At 51.2% G+C, this 23,225-nt stretch carries 16 protein-coding genes; 5 read left to right on the top strand and 11 right to left on the bottom strand.

The window, feature by feature from the left end:
• Positions 1-19: 19 nt before the first annotated feature.
• The gene (locus EPA93_RS40700; protein WP_129893025.1) at positions 20-1,000 is read right to left on the bottom strand and encodes a DmsC/YnfH family molybdoenzyme membrane anchor subunit; all 981 of its coding nucleotides are present in this window, start codon (positions 998-1,000) and stop codon (positions 20-22) included.
• Between the two features lie 448 nt (positions 1,001-1,448).
• On the opposite strand from EPA93_RS40700, the gene EPA93_RS40695 reads away from it, so the two are divergent.
• Entirely contained in the window at positions 1,449-3,392 is a 1,944-nt protein-coding gene (locus EPA93_RS40695) for a protein kinase domain-containing protein (RefSeq protein ID WP_129893024.1), read from the top strand.
• Here the strand turns inward: EPA93_RS40695 and EPA93_RS40690 are convergent.
• From EPA93_RS40690 to EPA93_RS40665, 6 genes are all read right to left on the bottom strand, one after another.
• Complete coding sequence (locus EPA93_RS40690) at positions 3,389-4,924, bottom strand: sensor histidine kinase (protein WP_129893023.1); 1,536 nt, start codon at positions 4,922-4,924, stop codon at positions 3,389-3,391. The two genes, EPA93_RS40695 and EPA93_RS40690, sit on opposite strands and share 4 nt — an antisense overlap.
• Positions 4,924-5,598, bottom strand: coding sequence for a response regulator transcription factor (locus EPA93_RS40685; RefSeq protein ID WP_129893022.1), 675 nt, complete (start codon positions 5,596-5,598; stop codon positions 4,924-4,926). The genes EPA93_RS40690 and EPA93_RS40685 overlap by 1 nt, the downstream gene beginning before the upstream one ends.
• Before the next feature lie 163 nt (positions 5,599-5,761).
• On the bottom strand, positions 5,762-7,915 hold the full coding sequence (locus EPA93_RS40680; protein WP_129893021.1) for an amylo-alpha-1,6-glucosidase: 2,154 nt from the start codon (positions 7,913-7,915) through the stop codon (positions 5,762-5,764).
• An 85-nt stretch (positions 7,916-8,000) separates the two neighbouring features.
• On the bottom strand, positions 8,001-9,164 hold the full coding sequence (locus EPA93_RS40675; RefSeq protein WP_129893020.1) for an LL-diaminopimelate aminotransferase: 1,164 nt from the start codon (positions 9,162-9,164) through the stop codon (positions 8,001-8,003).
• Positions 9,165-9,342: 178 nt separating this feature from the next.
• On the bottom strand, positions 9,343-12,441 hold the full coding sequence (gene polA / locus EPA93_RS40670) for a DNA polymerase I (RefSeq protein WP_129893019.1): 3,099 nt from the start codon (positions 12,439-12,441) through the stop codon (positions 9,343-9,345).
• A 292-nt stretch (positions 12,442-12,733) separates the two neighbouring features.
• Positions 12,734-14,071: a metallophosphoesterase family protein gene (locus tag EPA93_RS40665; protein WP_129893018.1), complete on the bottom strand. Its 1,338-nt coding sequence runs from the start codon at positions 14,069-14,071 to the stop codon at positions 12,734-12,736.
• Between the two features lie 396 nt (positions 14,072-14,467).
• Here EPA93_RS40665 and EPA93_RS40660 point away from each other — a divergent pair, with 396 nt between their 5' ends.
• Positions 14,468-14,731, top strand: a complete 264-nt coding sequence (locus EPA93_RS40660; protein WP_242527235.1) for a helix-turn-helix domain-containing protein — start codon at positions 14,468-14,470, stop codon at positions 14,729-14,731.
• Positions 14,732-14,973: 242 nt separating this feature from the next.
• Positions 14,974-15,987, top strand: a complete 1,014-nt coding sequence (locus tag EPA93_RS40655) for an NAD-dependent epimerase/dehydratase family protein (RefSeq protein WP_129893017.1) — start codon at positions 14,974-14,976, stop codon at positions 15,985-15,987.
• 226 nt (positions 15,988-16,213) lie between these two features.
• Here the strand turns inward: EPA93_RS40655 and EPA93_RS40650 are convergent, their stop codons facing one another.
• From EPA93_RS40650 to EPA93_RS48790, 4 genes are all read right to left on the bottom strand, one after another.
• A complete protein-coding gene (locus EPA93_RS40650) occupies positions 16,214-17,110 on the bottom strand; it encodes a 3-keto-alpha-glucoside-1,2-lyase-like domain-containing protein (RefSeq protein ID WP_129893016.1) in 897 nt (298 codons plus the stop codon).
• A 411-nt stretch (positions 17,111-17,521) separates the two neighbouring features.
• On the bottom strand, positions 17,522-20,023 hold the full coding sequence (locus EPA93_RS40645) for a mannose-1-phosphate guanyltransferase (RefSeq protein WP_129893015.1): 2,502 nt from the start codon (positions 20,021-20,023) through the stop codon (positions 17,522-17,524).
• A gap of 179 nt (positions 20,024-20,202) precedes the next feature.
• Positions 20,203-20,391, bottom strand: a complete 189-nt coding sequence (locus EPA93_RS40640) for a hypothetical protein (RefSeq protein WP_129893014.1) — start codon at positions 20,389-20,391, stop codon at positions 20,203-20,205.
• A 36-nt stretch (positions 20,392-20,427) separates the two neighbouring features.
• A complete protein-coding gene (locus EPA93_RS48790; protein WP_165423726.1) occupies positions 20,428-20,583 on the bottom strand; it encodes a hypothetical protein in 156 nt (51 codons plus the stop codon).
• Positions 20,584-21,753: 1,170 nt separating this feature from the next.
• Here EPA93_RS48790 and EPA93_RS40635 point away from each other — a divergent pair.
• Positions 21,754-22,617, top strand: coding sequence for a biotin--[acetyl-CoA-carboxylase] ligase (locus EPA93_RS40635; RefSeq protein ID WP_129893013.1), 864 nt, complete (start codon positions 21,754-21,756; stop codon positions 22,615-22,617).
• Positions 22,618-22,683: 66 nt separating this feature from the next.
• Positions 22,684-23,148, top strand: coding sequence for a transcription elongation factor GreA (greA, locus tag EPA93_RS40630; RefSeq protein WP_129893012.1), 465 nt, complete (start codon positions 22,684-22,686; stop codon positions 23,146-23,148).
• Positions 23,149-23,225: the final 77 nt, after the last annotated feature.

The raw sequence follows: 23,225 nt of genomic DNA, 5'->3' as shown, positions 1-23,225 counted from the left end.
TTGCCTATCATACCTTCGTCTATAAACCAGACAGGAATAACCCACGAGCCATAATCTCGCCCGCAAGAGAAAGCACCACAACCAGGTAGAGCATTCCTGTAGCTGACTGGAATGAACGATCCCGAATCAGCTTCCAGGCTAACCCGCCAAGAACCAGGGGCATGGCAAAACCAACAAGAATGCGCAGCCAGCCCATGGCATCAGCGCTGATTGGAGGAGCTATCGTGGGTGCATCTGCCGGCTTCACCACGCTTGATTTTCCATGATCTGTGGTAGAGACAGCTGTTGAGTTGGTCACAGGAGCCGTAGCATTATTGGCGTAAGCGGTACTCGGGCCGGCCGAGACAGCAAAAATGACCTGTGCCAGGATAGCCACCAGGACGATTGTAGTCGCGAATTGTAGGGGTCGACCAGACAAAGCAGGAGTGACCAGATACCAGTGCCCAAGCCACATCGCGGTCATTACACCGCCCAGGGCAAAGGCTGCTGCAAAGAAACTAGCAACTGTAAATATGCCTCCCAGATTCGCAGCCGCCAGGGGCCGATAGATCATTGCCATTACGAAAAGCGTCACCAGCCCAGCCACTACCGTTGCCACACCACTAATCAGGCGCAACAATCGCAGAGTTGAGCCTGCCTTTTTCGCCGGAGCCTGCGCCTCCTCAGTTACAGCCTTCTTCTCCTCCACACCAGCTCCTTTGTCTAACCAAAGGAATACATTGTAAGGGATTAAGAGTAGGAAAAAGAGTAGCAAGGGCAACGCTTGATAGCCGGTCCAGGTTTTATCAAGTTGCGCATAGGTATTCAAGAGAGCAGCAGTCGAAAAATTTTGCTGGAAGAGATAGGTGAGGCCCGCCAGGCCTAAATAGATCAGGGCGTAGGAAACCAGAAAACCCCGTTTGACCTCACGGCGCCAGTCCAGAAAGACCAGCACGCTTACCGAGCCGATGGAAACCTCGGTCATAATTATAAACAAAACTAACGGTAAGGTTTGTAGCATGATATCTCGTTATCCTTTGAGTGCATCTAGCAGGGCTAAGAATAGAAGATAATAACCCTTTCCACTATCATCACTGATTATACATCTCTCATTGAAGAGGAGCAAACCTTTTACTCCTCCAGTTAGGGCTTTGCAGTTCTGCTTTGTGGGTCGCCAGGCGGCGGCAAGCAGGAGGAAACAATCGGGGCCAAATCCGCTCGCTCGCGACGTCGCCTCCACGCCCCAGGTCAAGGGTTTCGTTAGCTTGCTCGCGCCGCCCCTTCACAATCCCATTCTGGAGAACTGCAAACTCCTGCTACTCTAGTGACGAGAGTATCGGTACAATCTGTCTCATTCAAGCCTTTTGTATTGACAGGTATCTGTCATTCCTCGTACACTATTAGGAGCATGCTAACCCTACCCATCAAAGCATACAGCTAAATCTATTGGATAAGATAAGAGAGAGGCCATGCCGAGTTGTCCTAACCCTCGATGCCAGACCGACTATCCTCCGGGGAGCACACAATGCACCAATCCCTTCTGCCAGTGCCTTCTCCCCGAGGCTGTGGTAGCGGGCCGTTATCGAATTGAAACCTTAATCGGGCTTGGAGGCATGGGGGCTGTTTATCGAGCCAGCGATACCTTTGAAATAGAGCAAGTTGCGCTAAAAATCCTGTCATTTGCTAATAATGTCATGGATATGCCAACGGCAGTGGAGCGCTTCAGGCGCGAGGCTCGCTATGCTCATCAGCTAAGGCATCCAAATATTGTTCCTGTGCTCAATTTTGGTCAGGATGGCAGCCTGCTCTATCTTGCCATGCCACTTATTACCGGTGGCACGCTCAAAGGGCTCCTCAAAGCAGAACGCCCGCTACCAACCCAGCAGGCCCAGAAGTATCTTGAAGACCTTGCCGCCGCTATCGATGCGGTGCATTCCCACCCTCAGCAGATTGTGCACCGCGATATCAAGCCCTCCAATCTTCTTATCCATCAGGATGACGGCCGTCTTATGCTTGCCGACTTTGGCATTGCGCGAGCAATGCAGAATGAGAAGGCCCTCACGCAGCGCGGCTGGTCCCTGGGGACTGAGCATTATATTGCCCCTGAGCAAGAACAGGGCAAGGCCGAAACTGCTAGCGACATCTATGCCATGGGCGTTGTGGCTTATCAGATATTTACGGGCTTGCTTCCCTTTCAGGCCGTCGTTAGAAGCCGGGCTACCGAGCTACCAGGACCCAGCACGTTAAACCACGCGCTGCCACCGACTATTGATACGGTGCTCCTGCGCGCCATAGATATCGATCCCCACAAGCGCTATAAAACTGCTAGTGATTTCGTCAGTGCTATAAACGACGCTCTGGCTATGGAGGATATATGGTCTGCCCCAACGCTGGCAGCTACCATAGTCGCAACGAGCAATGCAAACGTTATTGCCCGTACCGTTACACCTGAAAACCCCTGTAGCAATTGTGGTCGCGAGAATAGAAGCAGTTCCCGCTTCTGTCGCCACTGCGGCCATGGCCTCGACGAAACATCGCCGATTGTCACAGACATATGTCAGATTGGCTATCTCAGCGACCAGGGGCGGCGCGTACAGGATAATGAGGACATGCTTCTGGTTATCCAGGGATTATGTGTCAATCTTGAACCACCTCCACGCCCGTTCAGCCTGCTGGCCGTCTCCGATGGGCTGCGCGGACCCGAGGGTAAATCAGCAGGTGGCCACGAGGCAAGCCGCCTGGCAATAGAGACGGTTGCAGATATTCTGGTCCCGCTTCTGTCCACGCCATCTCGCTCGTCTTCGCATGTCACACCAAGACACGGTAGCAGCACATCACGGACCTCAACCCACCAGACAGGCACGACCGCACGCGCTGTCCCTCCTGACACGATCCTTGAACAGTGGTTGCGCGATGCCGCTCGCCAGGCCAACCAGGTTATCTATCATTGCAACGCAGACTACGATACATCTATGGCCAGCACCTTGACCACAGCCCTACTCTACAAGCACGAGCTCTATGTGGCCAGCATTGGGGACAGCCGCGCTTACCATTACAGCAAAAGCAAAGGTCTTGAGCGCATCACCAATGATCATACCCTGGCTGCTCACCTGGTTGCCGCCGATCTTCTGCAACCCGAAGAAATATATGACAGCGCCAAACGGCATCAGCACTATCGCTACCTTGGGCGCTCCTACCAGATAAACATAGACTTATTCCATCAGCAGGTCGAGCCAGACGATCTTATCTTGCTCTGCACTGATGGGCTCTGGCATATGATACGCGACGAGCGGCTACAAGAACTCATCTCGCAAGAGGTAAGTCCGCAGGAGCTGGCTCATATTCTTGTGGAAGAAGCCAATAACGCAGGCGGTGAAGGGAACGTAAGCGTCATCATCGCCCGCATCGGCTAGGACACCAGGACTTCTTCCTTGCTCGCTACGGTTGATGGCAGCGTCACAATAAATGTTGAACCTTTGCCCGGCTGGCTCTCAACCGTCACAATGCCCTTATGTGCATGTACCATCCACTCAACGAGGGCCAGACCTAAACCGGAACCGCCTACAGCTTTAGAACGTGCCGGGTCGGCCCGATAGAAGCGCTCAAAGATATGATCGAGATCTTTTTTGGCAATCCCAATTCCTGTATCTTGCACAATAATATGGACATGCGATCCGCAAGTCTCGACAGAGAGAAAAATCTGGCCTCCCCGATTTGTATAGATGAGCGCATTATCAACCAGGCTCATAATCACCTGGATCAGCCGCGCGGCATCCCCAAGGACGGTAGCAGGATCAAGCCGACGTGTAGATATTTCTATATTACGCTCGGTAGCCAGCGTCTCCATACTTGCCACAACATCGGCAGTCAATAGGTCCAAACGTACAGGATCATGATCTAGCTTCACATGTCCCTCATCCGCGCGGGCCAGGGCCAATAGATCATTAATCAAGCGCCCCAGACGTTCCGATTCAGCGTTTACTTCCTGAAGCACCAATCCATAATCTTCCTGCCCATCGGGCTGAGCCAGGGCCACCTCGGTCATGTTACGGATTACTGCAACAGGCGTACGCAACTCATGCGAGGCATCGGCCACAAAGCGTCGCTGCTGCGCAAAAGCACGCTCCAAGCGCTCGATCATGCGATTAAAGATCACAGCAAGATCGCGCACCTCATCACGGGCCAGGGGCACTGACACCCGTTGATGCAAATCCTTCGCACCAATCTCACGTGCCGTGTTGGCCAGGCGCTGAATCGGCCTGAAAGCGCGTCCAGCCAGCCAATAGCTTCCAAAGGCGCTGAGGAGAAGAATGAGAGGGCAAATTATCAGAAAGCCTATCAGGATACGACGTAACATATCATCTAACGGAGCCAGCGATTGTCCAATCTGCACGACCCCAACAATATGATTCTGACTCACCAGCATCGTGCTATACACCCGAATCGGCTGCCCCTTTGGATCATTCGCCGTCCCTTGCCAGGGAGCGCCATGTAAGGGTAAATCAAGGCTCTCAGTAGGAGTTTTCAGTCCCTTGAAAGTAGAAGTCTGGTAAAGTATCTTTCCTTGAGTATCAAATATCTTGACGAAAATAGGAGTATCGTGATGCGGGATATATTGTAGCATCGAATGATCAGTGTCCACCTGATCATCGGCGTCATCGGTACCTTCCAGGATAACCGCGTTGGCATCCAGCTCCCGTACCTCATCCATAATATTATAGACGGTCAGGTGACCATTTTTAAACGTCACAGCATCAGCCGCCTGCTGAGCGCGCATCTTCAATTCGGTATCAAAACTTGAGGCCAGCATGTTCTGCAGCGTAGTATAAAAAGCTATACTAAAAATGAGCAATAGCCCTGCAGAGACTATCGTGTACCATAAAGCTAATTGCACGCGAATACCAGGCGGCGAGATCGACCGCATCCGCAATAAGCGTTGAAGCATTAAATGGGTTCCTTGAGTTGATAACCAGACCCACGTACAGTGTAGATTACATCAGGCTCATGATAGTGACATAGCTTACGACGGAGATAACGAATATAGACGTCGATAACATTTGAAAGATGTTCTGTATCGCCGTCCCATACATGCTCTGCGATCATCGAGCGGCTCAGGACCTGGTGAGGATGACGCATTAGGAATTCTAGCAGAGCATATTCTTTATTAACCAGGGGAATAACGCGCTCTCCCCGCTTCACTTCATGGGTGCGCGTGTCCAATGTGATGTCCATAAACTGGAGTATAGAGGGAATTACCTGATTACCCCGCCGCAACAAAGCCCGCATTCGCGCTTCTAGCTCGCTAAAAGCAAAAGGCTTGACCAGGTAATCGTCTGCGCCCAAATCCAAACCTCTGACGCGATCATCCACTTCACCTAATGCCGTCAACAGTAAGATCGGCATAGACTTCCCCTCTTCACGTAGCCTCTTGCAAACCTCAAAGCCGTTAAGGCTGGGGAGAAGTATATCTATGATTACCAGGTCATAGGCAGTTGATGCCGCCATCAATAACGCATCTTCCCCATCTGCCACCAGGTCAACCGCATAGTGATCCCCTTCCAGCCCTTTTTTTAGGCTGGGACCCAGCCGTGGATCATCCTCTACTACCAGGATTCGCATGATCGTGTCCGTCTCCTCTTGCATCTCTCTCAAGATGCATCGTATTGATTGTTGTACCTCACCACGACTCCTGTAGCTAGCACAACAACCAATCCGATATTCGTTAGTTTATAATCTCAATATTAGAAGAACATGAAATGCTCCCGCACGAATTGGCATCTCCCTATACATTGACCAATCGCCAGCAGCGTAACAGCTCAGCAACGCTCCAGGCCTGGGCGAAACAGCCAGCCGGAGCAAACGGCGCTTCTGGCTCTGCCACCTCACTGATTGTGCCAAGGCAAGCTTCCCAGAGCTGCAATAGCAAGGGCTGAAGTAGTGGCCGCAAGGTCGTCCTATCATTATTCAGCAACAAATGCGCATCGATATAAGGACCAATCAGCCAGGGCCAGACAGCTCCTTGATGATAGGCTCCGTCGCGCTGACGGCGATCTCCGTTAAAGTACCTATGGTAAACTGGATCTGTAGGGCTCAACGAGCGCAAGCCTGGCGGGGTAAGCAATTGCTCACTGACCAGCTTGAGTATGCCGGCACTCTGGGCCTCCGAGAGCAGATCCCGCGTCAACGAGATGGCAAATAGTTGATTGGGACGCAGCGATGCATCATTGCGCCCGGCCACAGCATCCACATCAACAACATCATAGAGATAGCCACCAGCTTCATACCAGAAACGCGAGGCAAAGTGCTGGCGAACCTGCGTCCGCAACTGGCTATACAAGGTAGCATCCGTGGATAGACGGATAGCCCAGGACTCCATTGCTGTGAGCGCGTAGTACCAGAGCGCATTCACCTCGACAGGCTTGCCCCGTCTGGGAGTTACCACCCAATCATCAACCCTGGCATCCATCCAGGTCAATTGCACTCCCGGAGCTCCTGCACACAGCAGCCCATCCTCAGGATCGACCCCTATACCATAGAGCGTACCGCGTATGTGCCACTGGATACTCTCCTGCAGAGCGGGAAATAATTCTTTGAGTAGCTTCCAATCGCTTGTGGTCCTCAGGTAACGATCAAGCGCATGGAACATCCAGAGTGTAGCATCTACAGTATTATATTCCGGCACCTGGCCATTATCGGGAAAGCGATTTGGAATGAGCCCTTGATACATATATGAGGCAAAAGCCTTGAGCAAGCCGCGCGCCTCACTATAGCGTCCCGTAGCCAATAATAAACCAGGCAGCGAGATCATACTATCGCGGCCCCAATCGGTGAACCAGGGATAGCCGGCAATAATGGTCTTGCGCTTCGGGGAAAGCTGCAGAGGCCAGTTCTCCTGCATTTCTCCAGCTTCTGGACGTGCAGCAACAAACTGATCAGCGGCAATCACCAGGCGGGCAAGAACGGGATCACGCTCAGCCAAATTTTTGCCCGAATGTTCGGCTACTGCCAGCAGCTGGCGTACGCGCAGTTGATGGCGTAACAATGCACGCGCCACGCACTCCTCATGGTGTTCGCTTCCCAGATCTGCGCTTGGCTGATCCTGAGCGCTCAGCACTAGCGTTACCCGCATCCCTGCTTGTAGACGAGTCTGAAATATGCCAGGTTGATAGACGTCCTCGTGATCCAGCAAGCCGCGCTCATGCTCGCGGCGGTGAAAGACGCGCCAGTACCACAGATCGGTCGGAGAAAACGACATCCCCGGCGGAGCAAGCAAATGATAAGCCGGAGCACCTTCATAAGCCCGCACCCGACAACGATTCCCTCCATTCTCCACAAGAAAACGCCAGCCAGGTGATCCCTGCGTCGTTTCGTGGTAATCGCGCGAGAGGCAAAAGGGAATTAGCCTGAGCGTCAAGGCTGCTTCAGCTACATCCGCCAGGCTTTGTCCAATTTCTTCCTCGTCGAGCATCTCATGCAACGCATATTGCACATAGGTAGTATTCTGGCCATATTCCATCCAGACACGCTTTTCCAGCTTAAAGCGATTATTGAGATGATAAGTAAAACAAGGAATATCACCTTCCAGAGAAACCGATTTCAGGTAGGTATATCCCTGCGGATCAAGCGTTCCTCCCAGATATTCATTCACTCCCAGCTTGAGCAGTTCGCCGCCGGGTAGCATCACTTCCTCGTCAATCTTTGTCACCAGTACCATACGTTGCACAGGAGGGCGCAAAGCCGCAACCAGCAAGCCATGATAGCTACGGGTTGTCGCCCCCACAATTGAGCCTGAAGCATAACCGCCGATCCCATTGGTAACCAACCATTCATGGTCGAGTCCCGCCTGCACATCGGCCCCATCTTCTAGCTTCATTTGAAGCATCCAGGCATCTGGTAGTAGGTGATCTAATGTATTGGCATCTTGCTCCAGGATCACCGTATCTCTCTTCCTTCCCTTCTTACCATGCCAGGTATTCTTGAAGACATCGTTATGCTCTCCTGGACTACCATTTCGCTTGAGCCTATTTTGCTACTACAGCTTTCATACGCTCAAGAGCGGCCTCGATCCGCTCATCAGGAGACGTCATGGCAATGCGCACATAGCCCTCGCCCCTCGGGCCAAAGTTTGAGCCTGGCGCAACCAGCACGCCGGTTTGCTCAAAAAGCCAGTCAGTAAATTCGCGCGAGGTAAAGCCCTGCGGTATGGCTGCCCATATATAGAGCCCCGCCCTGGATATACCCGCGCGCATACCTATCGCGTTACAGCCCTCCAAAAGCAGATCGCGCCTGCGCCGATAAATAACGTTGCGCTGCTCTATCCATGAGGCAGGCAGATTGAGAGCCTCAATAGCCGCATACTGGATTGGTCGAAAAATACCCGTGTCAATATTGCTTTTTAAACGGCCAATGGCATCAACCAACTCATGATTACCTACCAGCATGCCTATACGAAATCCCGCCATATTATAGGTCTTGCTCAGCGAATGCAGCTCTACCGCAACTTCATTTGCCCCCTCTACTTCTAGAATACTCATCGGGCGGAAATCGTCGAAGTAAACCTCTGCATAGGCCATATCATGGACAATAACTATATTATGACGTCGTGCAAACTCAACGACATGCTCAAAAAAGGCGCGATCTGCGTAGCCAGCCGTGGGATTATTGGGATAATTGAGCCAGAGTAAGCGTGCTTTCTTCAGGATATGGGGGGGAATGCTCTCAAGATCTGGCAAATAGTTATCCTGTTCCAGGAGCGGTAGCATATATGGCTCGGCCCCAACATTCGTGCTTCCGGTGATATACACGGGATAGTATGGGTCGGGAATCAGAGCTACATCGCCGGCATTCAGCACAGCCATGGCAGCATAAGCCAGGCCCTCTTTTGAGCCGATTAGGGGTAAGATATCGCGCTCGGGAGTCAATTGCACGCCAAAACGGCGCTCAAACCAGGCCGCAATAGCTTCATGAAGGGCGCGCATACCACGATATTCCGGATAACGATGATTTTCGGGGTCCTGCATGGCGCTACACAGGCGCTCAACTACCTGGGCAGGGGCAGGCAGATCTGGATCTCCTGTCGAAAGACTGATTACGTCAACACCTGCCGCCTTACGCTCATTCAGCTTTTTCTGCACGCCGGCAAAATGATATGGGGGCAGATTGCTTACGAGTTTGGATAATTGCACAATTAGGCTCCTCTAGCTAAATCCTACAGCCAACAAGCACATACTCCATAGCAAAGCTCCTCAAGCCGCCGACCAGCCCATAGTCGCCAGGCAAGCCAGACATATTCACCAAACCCAACCGCATGTGCGCGATTGGGTTCGTGATATGCTAGATTAGTTGCTATAGTATGTTGCTACATTATATCATTGGCTCGGCCGCAAACCAATTTTTGCCCACCTTCATTTCCACCTTAATCGGCACATCCAGCTTCTCAACGCCTTCCATAACTGCCTTGACCAAGCGCTTGGTGCGCTCAAGCTCTTCAACTGGTACCTCAAAGACCAGCTCGTCATGCACCTGTAAGATCATGCGCGTCTTCATGCGCTTCTCGGCGAACGCATGCTGCAGGCGCAGCATCGCACTCTTGATGAGATCTGCGTTGGAGCCCTGAATTGGCATATTGATAGCTTCACGCTCAAGAGCCTGGCGCTCGTTATAAGAAAGTGCGTGCATATCCGGGATAAAGCGCTTGCGCCCGTAGATGGAATGCACGTAGCCCTGCAAGCGAGCCTGGTTGAGCGTTCGATCCACGTACTCTTTGATCCCAGGAAAGGTTTCGTGGTAGCGCTTAATAAAGCTTGCGGCATCTGGATTGCTCATACCGGTAATCTGAGCCAGACCAAAGGCCGATTGCCCATACAGCACAGCATAGACAACAGTCTTTGCCAGGCGCCGTTGATCCTTGCTCACCTCCTCGGGAGCAACGTTAAAGAGCGAAGAAGCGGTAATCGTATGAATATCTTCATCATTGGTAAAAGCCTCGATCAGGCGCGGCTCTTTGGTGACGTGAGCCAGGATACGCAGCTCAAATTGAGAATAGTCGGCGGTGAGCAGGAGATATGTAGGATCGGCAATAAATGCGCGGCGTATCTGCCTGCCCAGCTCGGTACGCACAGGTATATTCTGCAGATTGGGATTGCTCGACGAAAGACGCCCGCTAGAGGCAACGTTCTGATTAAACGAGGTATAAACTCGTCCCGTACCACGATCCATCAGTGTGAGCAGGCCATCCACATAGGTAGATTTCAGCTTGCTTAGCTGCCGATAGGCGAGCAGATTGTCGATAATGGGATGCTTGCCCTGCAAGCTCTCGATAACGTCAGCGCTCACCGAGTAGCCAGTCTTATTCTTTCTGCCAGCCGGTAGCTTCAATTGAGTAAAGAGGATCTCCCCTAGCTGCTTGGTCGAATTAATATTGAAGCGCTGCCCATCTATGGAATCATAGATCGCCTGCTCCAGCTCTCCAAGCTGCTCCTCCAGCTTAGCGCCAAACTCGCGCAGAAAATCGGCGTCCAAAGCAACACCATACATCTCCATCTGCATCAGCACCTTGATCAGGGGGAGCTCAATGCGCTCATACAGGGTGAGCAGATTGTGTTTTTGTAGCTCTGCCCTGATTGGCTCTACCAGGCGCAAGGTCATGTCAGCATCGGCCCCGGCATAATCTGCAGCCTTGCGCACTGCCACCTGCGCCATACTTATCGCCTTGCTGCCTGTGCCAATTAATTCGCTAATCGGCACCATTACCTGGCCAAGTCGCTGAAAGGCCTGATCCTTGAGACCCAGCCCGCGCCGGCCTGGCTCAGCAAGATACGCACCAAGCATGGTATCAAAGTTCAAGCCCTCAATATTTATGCCCAGGCGCGCAAACATGGCCATATCATACTTGGCATTGTGCATATATTTATGGATGTGCTCATCCTCTAGAACCGGACGCATGACATCCAGCACATGTGCCAGGGGTAACTGAGCAGGTGGAATCTGTCCATCGAGGGTCTGGATATGGCCCACAGGAATATAATATGCCTCGCCGGCCGCCATGGAGAGCGAGATGCCTACTAACTGGCCAGTGCGCGCATCTTCGGAGGTGGTTTCAGTATCAAGGGAGAAGTGGCCGACCTTGCGCAAACTGGCAACCAGGACCCGCAGCGCCTCCTCTGCATTGATGATCATGGTGTTCGTCGTTGCTGCCGTTTTCTCTTCCATAAAAAGCTGCGCACCAGCTCCACCCGAACCTGGCAATTGCAGCTTCCTCACGACTTCTGCGTGCGGCTTCTGCTCTGCCTCGAACAGGCTTAGCTGCGCCGGCTCACTAGCGAGCGGCGCCACTGCTACTACCGCTGCCTGGCTTACAGCCTGACTCCCTGCTTCTACAGCTAGCGGCTCATGGCTTTCTCCATTTGCAAGAGCACCGCTACCAGGTGGTAAAGGTGGAGTGATGATTGGCATCATCCCCATTGGTTCCCCAAACAGAGGATTTTCTTCATCAGGAACTGCGGTAGCTGCGGCTTTAACGTCTTGCACTTGCTCTGGCTCGGGCAGATCCTCGACTGTAGTAGTAATTCCCAGTTGGCGGAACAGGGATAGTACACGCTCTACCTGCGTGCGAAACTCTAGCTGGCGAAACAGAGCTAGCACTTTATCACTATTCACATGGGTGAGGCGACAAGCGGCTAGATCAAGCTGAACAGGCGCATCAAGAACGATAGTCGCTAAATGTTTACTCTGGCGAGCCTGCTCCGTTCCCTCGCTGAGTAGCCTTTGCTCTTTGGGCTTTAGCTCCCCCACATGAGCTAGAATGCCTTCAAGGTCGCCATAGGTAGCCAGCAAGCGCGTAGCTGTCTTCTCACCAATTCCTGGTACCCCCGGAATATTATCGGATTTGTCACCTACCAGACCTTTAAAGTCAGGCAACTTCTCCGGCGTGAAGCCGTAACGCGCCTCTACCTCTTTCTCGTCATATTCCGTAACTTCGGAAATACCTCGCTTGGCTACCTTCACCAGCACATGGGCATTGACCAGCTGCAGCGTATCCATATCGCCGGTATAGATGATCGTGTCAACGCCCTGCTGACATGCTTGCACCGAGAGAGTACCAAGCATATCATCGGCCTCAAAACCGTCTTTCTCGTAGATTTGGATACCAAAGGCCTGCACAACCTCGCGAATACGCCCAAACTGCGGCTTCATATTGTCGGGCAAAGTAGGACGATGGGCCTTGTACTGGCTAAATTCTTGATGACGAAACGTTGGCGACGGCCGATCGAAGGTCATAGCAACATAATCAGGCTTCTCTTCCAACAGGGCTTTCATCAGCATCGAAGTAAAGCCAAAGGTAGCATTGACCGGTTCACCAGAACTTGTAGAAAGATCATCCGGTACTGCATGGAATGCTCGATGGATGATGGCATGTCCATCAAACAGGACTAGTTTTTTTCGTTTTGTCTCTTGTGTCATATCTTTAATGCCTACTTCTCTTACGATTAATCCCACCCTATAGCCTGATCAAACTGCTAGCTAGCCCCGTGTGCAAGTTTTTCCCCGCCTGCAGCGGCGAGGAGGGGAGAGAGGCTGGAGCACGGCCCCAGACCCCCGTCAAGGGGCGGCCGCCCCTTGCATCTCCGCTTGTTACGCTCCTCACGCCAGGCTTGACAGACCGCTAGTGTAGATCCGGTAACAAGTGCAATTATTGCCTCGCTTGCCTCTGCGAAGTACTGAGCGCACACACGCCAGAAACCGCCAGGTGCTCTTATGCTAGCTCACGATAGCTGCCGTCTCTCCCGCCTTCCCAGGCGCAGAGGCTAGCCCTGGTTGCGCCGCCCTCTGTGGCCGTAAGCAAAGCAAAACGCATGCAAGTCAGATCGCGCAACGGCACATTGCTCCAATCAGGAGCCCTCAGCCAGGCAAGCTGCTCCGTAGAAACCTCTCCCTGGGTCGGTAGGGCGATCCGCGAAACCCAGCTCGATGTGTTAAAGTAAACTTGCTTACCGTCAGCTATAGTGTCAGCACGCGGCATATGCGTATGTCCAGCTATAGCATAGCGCACAGCAGGATTACCTTCAAGCACTGCACACATTCCGCGCGTCACACTCTCGCCAGTTTCATAAACCGTGCTCGAACAGATAACCCCTACGGCCTGCGCCAAAGGTTGCATCAATGCGTCCCGCAGCAGAGCAAATTCCTGCATAATTCCTGCTGATTGTCCATTCTCGGCAGGAGCTATCAAGTCGCTTTTCTGCCTGAACATGCCCTCGCTAGACTTCACAAAATCCAGCATCGCACCCTCAAAAAGCTGAGCAGGAACTGTATTGCCCTCTTGCCAGAGCGCAAGCACCCGAGACTGGCTTCCATCTTCCAGCATAGCCAGAGATCGTTGCGCCATCTCAGCCACCAGGGCAGGATTAAGCAGGCAAAGTAAAGCTACCTGGCGCACATAACTCATGGGCGGCTCAAAATGATCAAAATAAGCATAGCGCTCGTTCATGATACGCAGCACCTGCAGATAATAGAGCGAGCCGATAGGAAAGCTAACGCTCTGTGGATCAGTATCCAGAGCTCGCCCTGTGAGATCCCATAGGTCCTCCTGCACGTGGTTCCAGTAGTCGTAGTAATTGCCATGCTCAACATAGACATCAGGCAAAGGATAATAAAAACGATCAGGACAGAAATAGATGCGTGCATCCGCTGCTTCGCCAATAATCGCCGAACATACCCGCGCCCTTACAGCGGCAAAGGCTAATTCGATATCATGATTACCGATTATAAAAGTTATCCGGCGTCCTGGTACCTCAACAAAAGCGCGCAGCAGTTGAAAAAAGGCCGGGTGGGCCTGAATTATTTTAGCAATTTTCTCCTCAGCCAGGGCAGGCCTTGCCTCTTTAGCAAAAGTAAAGGGTGGTGTTGCCAGAAAATCGAAGCAATCGCCATTAATGATCAGCTCAACCTGTGTTTGATCTAATGGCCCACCAGGAAATGTAGCCCGCACCAAACCTTCAAAGGCCAATTGCTGCCTCTCACCAAAGCCATCAAGCATAGAGGAACTATCAGCCAGATGAAGGTCACTAACAACCAACTTGATTATGGACATACTTATCCTTTCTGCCTTAGAGAGACAAAACCGGAAATGCTGGAATGAATCGAATTCGTTTTGTTCCATCGTATCTGCTTGCGCCGAATCAAATAGCTACCTGACGCCTGGGGCCATAGCAACCTGCTCTGGGTACAGTGCGCATCCTGCGGATGTCATTTACTACTGCTGTATTTTACTGTGTTTGTGCCGAGATGTATAGTATAGTTAACTGGCAAGCAGTGTTGTGATATTCTTTCGTTGCAACTTGAGATACTTAGAGGTGCACAGTCACAACTAGAACAGCCATCGAGTACCATGTGTTGGGCTCCTACAGCTACTGTCAGTGTAACACATCTTCAGACTTTGCTGGAGATGATACCGTAGTGACGTCTCTAATCAATACAGGAGAAGCACATGTCAGGTACAACTAATGTCATTTCACAAGAGCATTTAAGTGGTACAGGAGATAATATTATGGCAGAAGATACAGGAGATGAACTGTTAACCGTACGTGAAGTTGCTCGTCGTTTACGCGTCGACGATACTACCGTACGCCGTTGGATCAAGAGTGGTGCGCTAGAGGCTATCACGCTTCCCCACCGGGGGAAACGCCAGGCCTATCGCATCAAAAAATCTACGCTAGATAAACTGTTGAGCGGCACGGCTTTGCCCTCTTAGGCTAGCAATGTCTATGCAGTTTGCTGAAAGCGGGAAGCGTGGGGCATCTCTTATCGATGCCCCCGTTCGCGTCACAGCCCCCTTCTCTCCTAACCCCAGCGCTGATATATCAAGACCGGCATCCATCTTTACCTATACAGAAGGAGGATACACTAAAAATGAGGCAAAAGGGAAAGCCTCTTTCTTCCCACTAAACGGCCAAGGCAGACTATATACATTAGAGAAGGGACACTTTCATTGCCATGAAAATAGCTATTACTGGGGGAGCTGGTTTCATTGGAACCCATCTAACGAAGGCCTATCTCGATGCAGGTCACGATGTGCTGGTACTTGATAACCTCCTCTCTGGCTCACATCAGAGCGTTGACCCACGAGCTCGTTTCTACCATGTCGATGTGCGCGATAGCAAGTTACAGACGATTTTGCAGCACGAGCATCCTGAAGTTGTTAGCTACCACGTGGCTTTACCTCAAGCCAATCTTCCACATTCAGTGACGCTATCAGATGCGGATATTCATGTGCGCGGCCTGCTTAACTTGCTGGATAGCTGTGTAAATGCTTCAGTCAGCAAGTTCATTTTCGCTTCTAGCGGCAATTCCCTCTACCAGTCAGCTGATACCCGGCAAATTCAGGTTACTGAAGAGACTCCTCTACACCCAGATACCTCGACTGACATCAACAAGCTCGCTGGCGAATGGTATGTGCGCTACTACACCCAACAACACGGGCTTAAGCATACTATTCTGCGCTACGCTGACGTCTATGGAGAAATCAATCAGACCGATCCGATCTTGCTCCACCATCCACTAAGCTATTTTATCTATATGTTGGCCCAGCAGAGGCGCCCGATTATTCATGGCACTGGCGATCAGATACGCGATCATATATTCATTGATGATGTGGTCCAGGCCAATCTAAGCGCGCTCAAGCGTGGCCACAACCAGACCTTCCATATTAGCTCCGGCCATGGCTACTCACTAAACCAGCTCTATCAGCTGGTTGCCAGGCACATGGATAGCAAGTTAGAGCCGGTATACCTTTCTGGCTCCCTGACAGGCACTTCGGTGATTATGGACAATACGCGAGCTATGATGGCTCTCGCCTGGAAGCCTGAAGTTTCGCTGTCGGAAGGCATACGCCGTGCCATAGTGCGGCTGAGGGGAACCGAAGAAGAGCCCACCCCCAGATATGTGCCAGTTAGCGTTGATGTCGCCAGCATAGCCTCCCTCGCCAACGCTGCCAGCCTTACAGCCTGAATTTCAGCAATGGCTGTCCGGTCGAAAAGGGAGATTAAAGACTACGCCGTCTCCGAGGAATAGGTAAAGCCAGGCCCATTGAGGCCAGCGGCATTGCCCTGTAACGGCTCTCTCTACCTCAATATATGCCCAGGACGAGGCAGCACATAAAACTATATAGCTGCCTCGTCAATCTCTTCCTTTATATAAGAGAGCTTAAGGGGACAATATATTTTCAGCAGCGCTTCTAGAGCGCAGTCACCTTGAAGCTCTTTACATTGAGATCAGCATTGACATCGCGCAAACCGACCTGCCCGGCGTCTGTAAAGGTATTATCGGTAGTCTCCAGCAGCTTGCGCCCATCGATGAAGAGGCGGATCGTGTTGCCCGTCACCTCAGCGCGGTAGGTATGGAAATTTGTGTCTACTTGATAATTCTGGCTGGCTCCAGCCCCTGGCAAAGGTGCAAGACCACCGCTATAACATCTAGTTTCGCCAGTTCTATCATCCTGTACCAGAGATACCATGGCCAGTGGAGGTTGGGAACAGTACTGATTGTAAGCGCCCACTCCCACCTGATACCCCGATCTATTGCCATCCCCACGTATCATAATCCCAGATTCATAATATCCATTATTATCGGTACTTCTCACAATCTGGATCTGCGCCTCAACCGCATAATTGCCAGTAGCTAATTTACAATCGGACCAGGTAATATAGCTATTGGCACCATTGCCATCATCGGTGCCAGCGCTGCCTAGCGTACCATCGTTGACCTGCTTCCATTGGGGAGATTTCACCCAGTTTTGAAAACCGCTTGTAGCATCATATTGACAGAGCACGGTACCAGGCGCCACGCTGGCAGCCTGAGTCGGGGCCTGCGTTGGTGCAGAGGCTGCCGCTGTGCCAGGAACTGTCGTTGCAAGTCCAGACTTAGGCGAAGAAGATTGTTGTACAGCATTGGTTGCTGGAGCTGGACGACTTAACACAAAATAGAGTACACCCAGCAGTACAACCACCAGACAGGTGCTGATGATGGCCCATAGATTGCGCCTGACAAAACTTTTGGGGCGAAGCTTGCTTCCACCATAATACCCCTGTCCTTCGCGGCCAGGCCCAGCATGCCAGTCTCCACGATTATCCATGTGTTTCCCCCTTGGTACGTAACATATTTAAGACACTTATCTGCTCATTTTTCCTCTCTTAAAGAGACGAGAAAAACGGTTGCATTTAAAAAAGGAAGCGCCCGGATAACGATCAAGGATAAAGAATACAAGCATATATACTCTTCATAGAGACTATACTATGTCCCAAACTTTCTTCAGCTCTCTAGCAGAAATAGATCAGTCGCAGGTATTTTCCAGAGAGCGAATTATCAGTGTTTTATCTTTCTATGCATATGGGATATCTATAACAACTTACACGTTTTTCCTTATGTATTTTTTCTAGAATATAACTATACCCGAATAATATCTTTTGCTGCAAGCAACAAAGCAATAAAAAAGGCACCTCAGCGTCGAGGTGCCCCATTTTGTGCCGGGAATGCTTCGTCTTATCTACTGCTGTAAACCGCTCACCACGCGGGCATATTTTTCGGCCAGGGCCTGCGCCTGTTCGCTGGAAACCGATTCGGCCACCACATGGAAGAGCGGGCTATCCGCATCGGGTAGAACCAGCACCCATTCTTTGCCCAGATCGATCTTGATCCCATCAATTGGCTTGGCTCGGCGCTCGCGATATTGTTCACTCAAGATGCGCATCACTTTCCCCTTATGCTCCCAGGGACAGGTTACCCGCGTCGTACTCATATAGTAAGCGGGCAGGTCATCAACCACATCCGAGAGACGCATATCAAAGTGGGATAGGAGCTCCAGCATCTTCACAATCGCCAGCATCCCATCAAAGGCAGGCTGCAGCGCGGGGAAAACAAAGCCGCCGCGACCATCGCCAACCAGCACAACACCATCGCGCCCGGCTGCCGTCATCAATGCATGCGAGAGCACCTTTGTATGCTGGATATAGCCATCATAGCGCTTGGCAATATGCTGCAGAGCGCTAGGAGCAGTCACTGGAGCCGCCACTGTACCATTGCGATGATAGCGCAAGAAGAGGCTCGTCATCACCGCCAGCATCTTCATACCATCAAGAATGCGCCCCCGGTCATCGACCACAGAAATTCCTTCGCCACCTGGATCGATGCGAATCCCCATATCTGTATGCAACGTTGAGCTAATCGTAGCCAGGCGCTGCATATCTTTGCCCAGTTCATCCAACGAGCGTGAAGTAGGCGCGCCCTCGCTACTGGTATTAAGCGCAATTACCTCGCAATCAAGGCGATTAAAGATCGTCGGCAAGAGCTGAGTTGTACTGCCATGAGCATAGTCAATCACTAGCTGGAATTTCCGCTTGCGAACCGCCTCGAAATCGACAACCTTGCCAAAACCCTCAAGGTAACGCCCGCTAACATCCTCATTGCTCAGTACATCAATGGCGCCTATCTCATCAAGGTAAACGCGCCTGAAATCCTCACGGAAGAAAAGATTCTCGATCTTGCGCTCAGTCGTCTTGTTAATATCAAGGCCATACTGATCAAAGATCTTAATATCAATTACCCGCTGGTCGTGAGGCGCAACGCGCACATGCACTCCGCCCACAGCCTCAGTATTGCGGATATAGTAGCGCGCTACAGGAATCGGCACCTGATTGATGTCATGCACATTAACACCAGCTGAAGGCAGGCCCGCATTAATGCCACGCTTAATCATACGCGAAGTGCGATGTGTATCGCGATTGAGGCAGACAATCGCCCCCTTGGGTAAGATGGCTCCATAAGCAGCCCCAAGCTTAGTAGCAAACTCGGGCGTCACATCGATATTGACCAGACCAGTGACCCCAAAGCGACTAAACAGGCTGCGCCGTCCCTGCGATCCCCAGATAATGCTTGTATTGATAACGGCGCCCGCCTCAATCTCCTTATCGGGCCAGACTTTTACATTGGGCTGGATGATCGCGCCATCTTGAATAGTCGAATTATCGCCAATAACCGAGCCTTCAAACATCACAGCCTTGCTCTTGATACTGGTTGAAGATCCGACAATCGCCCCCCGCAGCTCTGAGCGCTCACCGATATACGAACTATTCCAGACGATGCTGCGATCTACCTGAGCACGCTCATCGACGATCGAGTAGCTACCAATGATACTCGGCCCATGCAGGATTGCGCCAGATTTCACCTTACAATCGTGGCCAAGGTAAATCGGCCCATAGAGCTGAGCATCCTCAGCGATCTCAACTCCATCCTCGCACCAGATATTGCTGCCAATATTTTTGGCAGGAATCTCGATATCCACCTGACCTTGCAGCGCATCAGCATTTGCCCGCATATACTCGCTAAGATTGCCGACGTCACACCAGTACCCCGTTGAAGCCACGTATCCATAAAGCGGATCGCCCTGCTTCAGCATCATTGGAAAGAGTTCCTGGCTAAAGTCAAATTGCTTATTCTTCTCAAAGTAGGAAAAGATCTGAGGGTCGAGAACGTAAATGCCCGTATTAATGGTATCGCTAAACACCTCACCCCAGCTTGGCTTTTCCAGGAATTGGGTAATATGGCCATCCTCATTGGTGATAATAACCCCATATTCGAGAGGGTTATGCACATGAGCAAGGAGGAGTGTGGCAAGAGATTTTTTCTCCTGGTGATACTTCACGAGATCGGTCAGGTTATAATCGGTAAGAGCATCACCACTAATGACAAGAAAAGGCTCGGTAAGGTGCTCCTCAGCATTTTTGACACTACCCGCAGTCCCCAGGGGAACATCTTCCCGCGAATAGGTAATGCGCATGCCAAACTGAGAGCCATTCCCGAAATAGTCTTCAATACTGCTCGCTAGATATTGAACCGTGACGATGACCTCGGTGATACCATGACGTTTCAACAAATTGAGGATATGCTCCATTACCGGTTTACCAGCAATAGGCACCATCGGCTTGGGTCGTCGAATCGTCAGTGGTCGTAGCCTCGATCCTTCCCCGCCGGCCATGACAACCGCTTTCATAGAGGCCTCCCTTGCACAAAGGCGACACACCTGGTCGCCTACTTCTCTCTTATCGCGGGAAATACAAGGACGGCGTAGCAATGCCACGCCGTCCCATCTGCTCCGCTACTCTTATTGTACAACATCCCGAAAAATCGGTGCAAGCAATAGGCTGCGGTCTTTAGCCAGGACAAGTCTATTTACCACTCGCTTAAACGACCATGTTCAACGAGCCAACGTACAAAACGGTGATAGTTTGTCTCTTCGTTAGCCAGGCGCTCTTCGTACTCTTCCTGTAGCTGGACGAGCCGGTGAGCCTCATCTACAGTGAAACCCTCGTCCAGGAGGGCATCGATGAGCAAGTCAATATATTGATGCTGATGCTTCATTTGAAAGTCCTCCTTCTTCTCGTCTACTTATGCCATTTATCGAAATTTACGCACAGCATACATGTACATAGCTAACTCCATGCGCAAGTTTTTCGCCGCCTGCAACGGCTGGAGGAGCAAAGAGAGCCGCTTCCAACCTGCTAGCACGCAGCGCGCCTGCAGCTCACGACCTACCCAATCAGTTTCCCACATTCGGCAAATCTGCACATCGCGTTAGCTAAAAACACATATCAAGCTTTGAGCTTAGATCAATAGTGCCACGGGAAACACTATCTGTAATCATCTGCCTTCTCCCCATCACACAAGCAACGGCAGAGTTCTCGCGCCAGAGCTGGCAAACTCTCTAGCTGCTCAGGCAGACATAAATCTAGATCTCTAATAGATCAATATAACTCCGTAAGCCAGAGCCTGGCCCACTTCCCCATCCATTGGAGATAAGCGCCAGGCGTAGCACATCCCCACCATGCCATACGTATATAAGCGTAAGAGAGCACAGCATAGTACGCCCATGACAAACTCTCGTGGCTTATTAAACAAATATGGACAGTCAATACGATGCGGACACGAGCGACGATCTCGCTCAGGCTCCCAACCACACAACGCTCTTGGATGCTACTATGAATAGTATAGCACGAAATATTATTCTCTGCCATGAAGGGTTGAAGTTTTTCAATACAACGTGCCGCAAATATGGCAGAGCTTAAGGCAAGCCCAGAGCGGACTTCTGCCCTTATAGCTCATTTGCCGAGCCAAATCTCCTGAACTTCAGGACAGGAAAAACAGACAACCTAAAATAGGAGCAGCATTATTCACACAAAATTCACAAGTAGCAGTTGAGGCTAGATCGGCCTGCTGAGAAGCTTTATGCCCCTTGTGGCCTCCTTGCCCAGGAGCGATTTTTCGAGAAAGCTTGACAACTGTTAAAATCCAATGGTACAATAGCGTCAACGAAAGGAGGTGGTGTGTAATGGATCAAAGTAGTCGCTGCACAGGCAGCGTGGTAGATTCCCACACCTTCCAGTTGAGAGGGATGCTTCGTTAGCTCACCTTCTCGCTAGAACCTGGCTTTGGAGCTTGGTGAAGGTTTGAATAACACACTGGTGGGTAGGTTTCTCTACCTGTCTGTGCAGCACCCCCAGAGCAAAGGCGAAAGAAACTTGTTTCCCTTGCTCTGGGTTTTTTGTACACTATAACTTCGTTCTTGCCAATCTGGGTAACATATCTAAAAATCCATACCTCTGCCCGTTTTTACTATGTAATTTTTTTGAAGCAAAACGCCGATAACTTACGGGCTTACTTCTTATCACAGGGTCCTCGCAAGACCATGATACCAATAGATAAAAGATTTAGAAGTGGTAGAATGTGAAGAAGATAGAAAGTACCGCGTTCAAGCAGCTCGATGTAGAGGCAATACAGCGTCAGCTCGACACTCGTTTCTTTGGCATCGGAAATCATCTTGTATTTTTATCAACAGTGGACTCAACTAATGTGTTGGCGATGCAACTGGCTCAGGATGGGTCAGAGGAGGGGGTTGTGGTACTTACCGACAGTCAAACTGCAGGCAAAGGCCGCTTAGGCAGACATTGGGTAGATCAACCTGGACACAGCGTGATTTCATCTACCATACTGCGACCATTTTTCCCACCCTATCACTTAATCATGTTTGCTTCGCTTGCTGTAGTTGACGCCATTGCCGACACTTGTGGAGTTGCAGCAACCATCAAATGGCCCAACGATGTTCTCGTTGGGGACCGCAAAGTCGCCGGTATCTTGATTGAAACCAGCCGTGACCGTTCCGGTCGGGGCTTCGCTATCGTTGGAATAGGCGTCAATGTAAACGGTGATTTTACAGAAGCTATTCCGTCACAGGCCGTGCCGGGACTTACGCAGGCAGCCACAACGCTGCAAAGCGCTTGCGGTCATAGAGTAAGCCGTGAGTTTTTTATCACGCGCTTGCTGCAACACATGGAGTCAAGCTATCTCTTGTTGCAGCAAGAAGCGCAAGACCCACTAGCGCAAGCCTACGGGTCTAGCTCTCGGTTGATACGAGAGCGCTGGCGCAATCAGCTATCAACGCTTGGTCGTACCATTCAGGTACGCCAGGGAGATTCCATGCTCAGCGGTATCGCTGAAGATGTGGATGAACACGGAGAGCTGTTACTCCGCTGTCATTCAGGTGATCGAGTCAGTATTACCTGGGGCGATATTGGATACCCCACACAATAACTGGCCCGACTAGCTAATTACGGTTGGAGGAAGTACCTCCACCAGATGAATGAGGGGAAACAGAAAATGGAGACACAGGACGTATTCCTCACAAACGACGGACTTCAGCGCGCAGTAAGCCAGTTGGAGTTTTTACGCACCGTCAAACGTGCAGAGGTCGCCCAATACTTGCATGACGCTAAGGAATCTGGTGATGTAATTGATAATGCGGCGTACGAAGATGCCAAGAACGAGCAGGCCCGCCTCGAAGGGCGCATTATGGAACTTGAGCAGATGCTGGCCAAGGCCAAACTGATTGACAATGTACGATCAGATAGCGTGACTCTCGGTTCCATCGTCCACCTTCGTGTCGCCGAGGGACGCGAGTATCACTACACCATTGTGGGGGCCTTTGAGGCTAACCCTGGCGCCGGGCGTATTTCTAATGAGTCGCCCGTAGGTAGAGCGCTTTTGGGCCATAAACCTGGCGATCGTGTTATCGTTTCAACCCCCGGTGGTGTGAAGGAGTACACAATTCACTCTATCGAATAGAGCGCTCTCCTAAGACTAACAGCAAAAATCGACCTGCAGCACACCCGACCGGTGGCCAGGTCGATTTTTTATGTGGT

This window comes from Ktedonosporobacter rubrisoli (genome assembly GCF_004208415.1).
Lineage (GTDB): Bacteria > Chloroflexota > Ktedonobacteria > Ktedonobacterales > Ktedonobacteraceae > Ktedonosporobacter > Ktedonosporobacter rubrisoli.
This window is presented reverse-complemented; position numbering and strand designations above follow the sequence as displayed.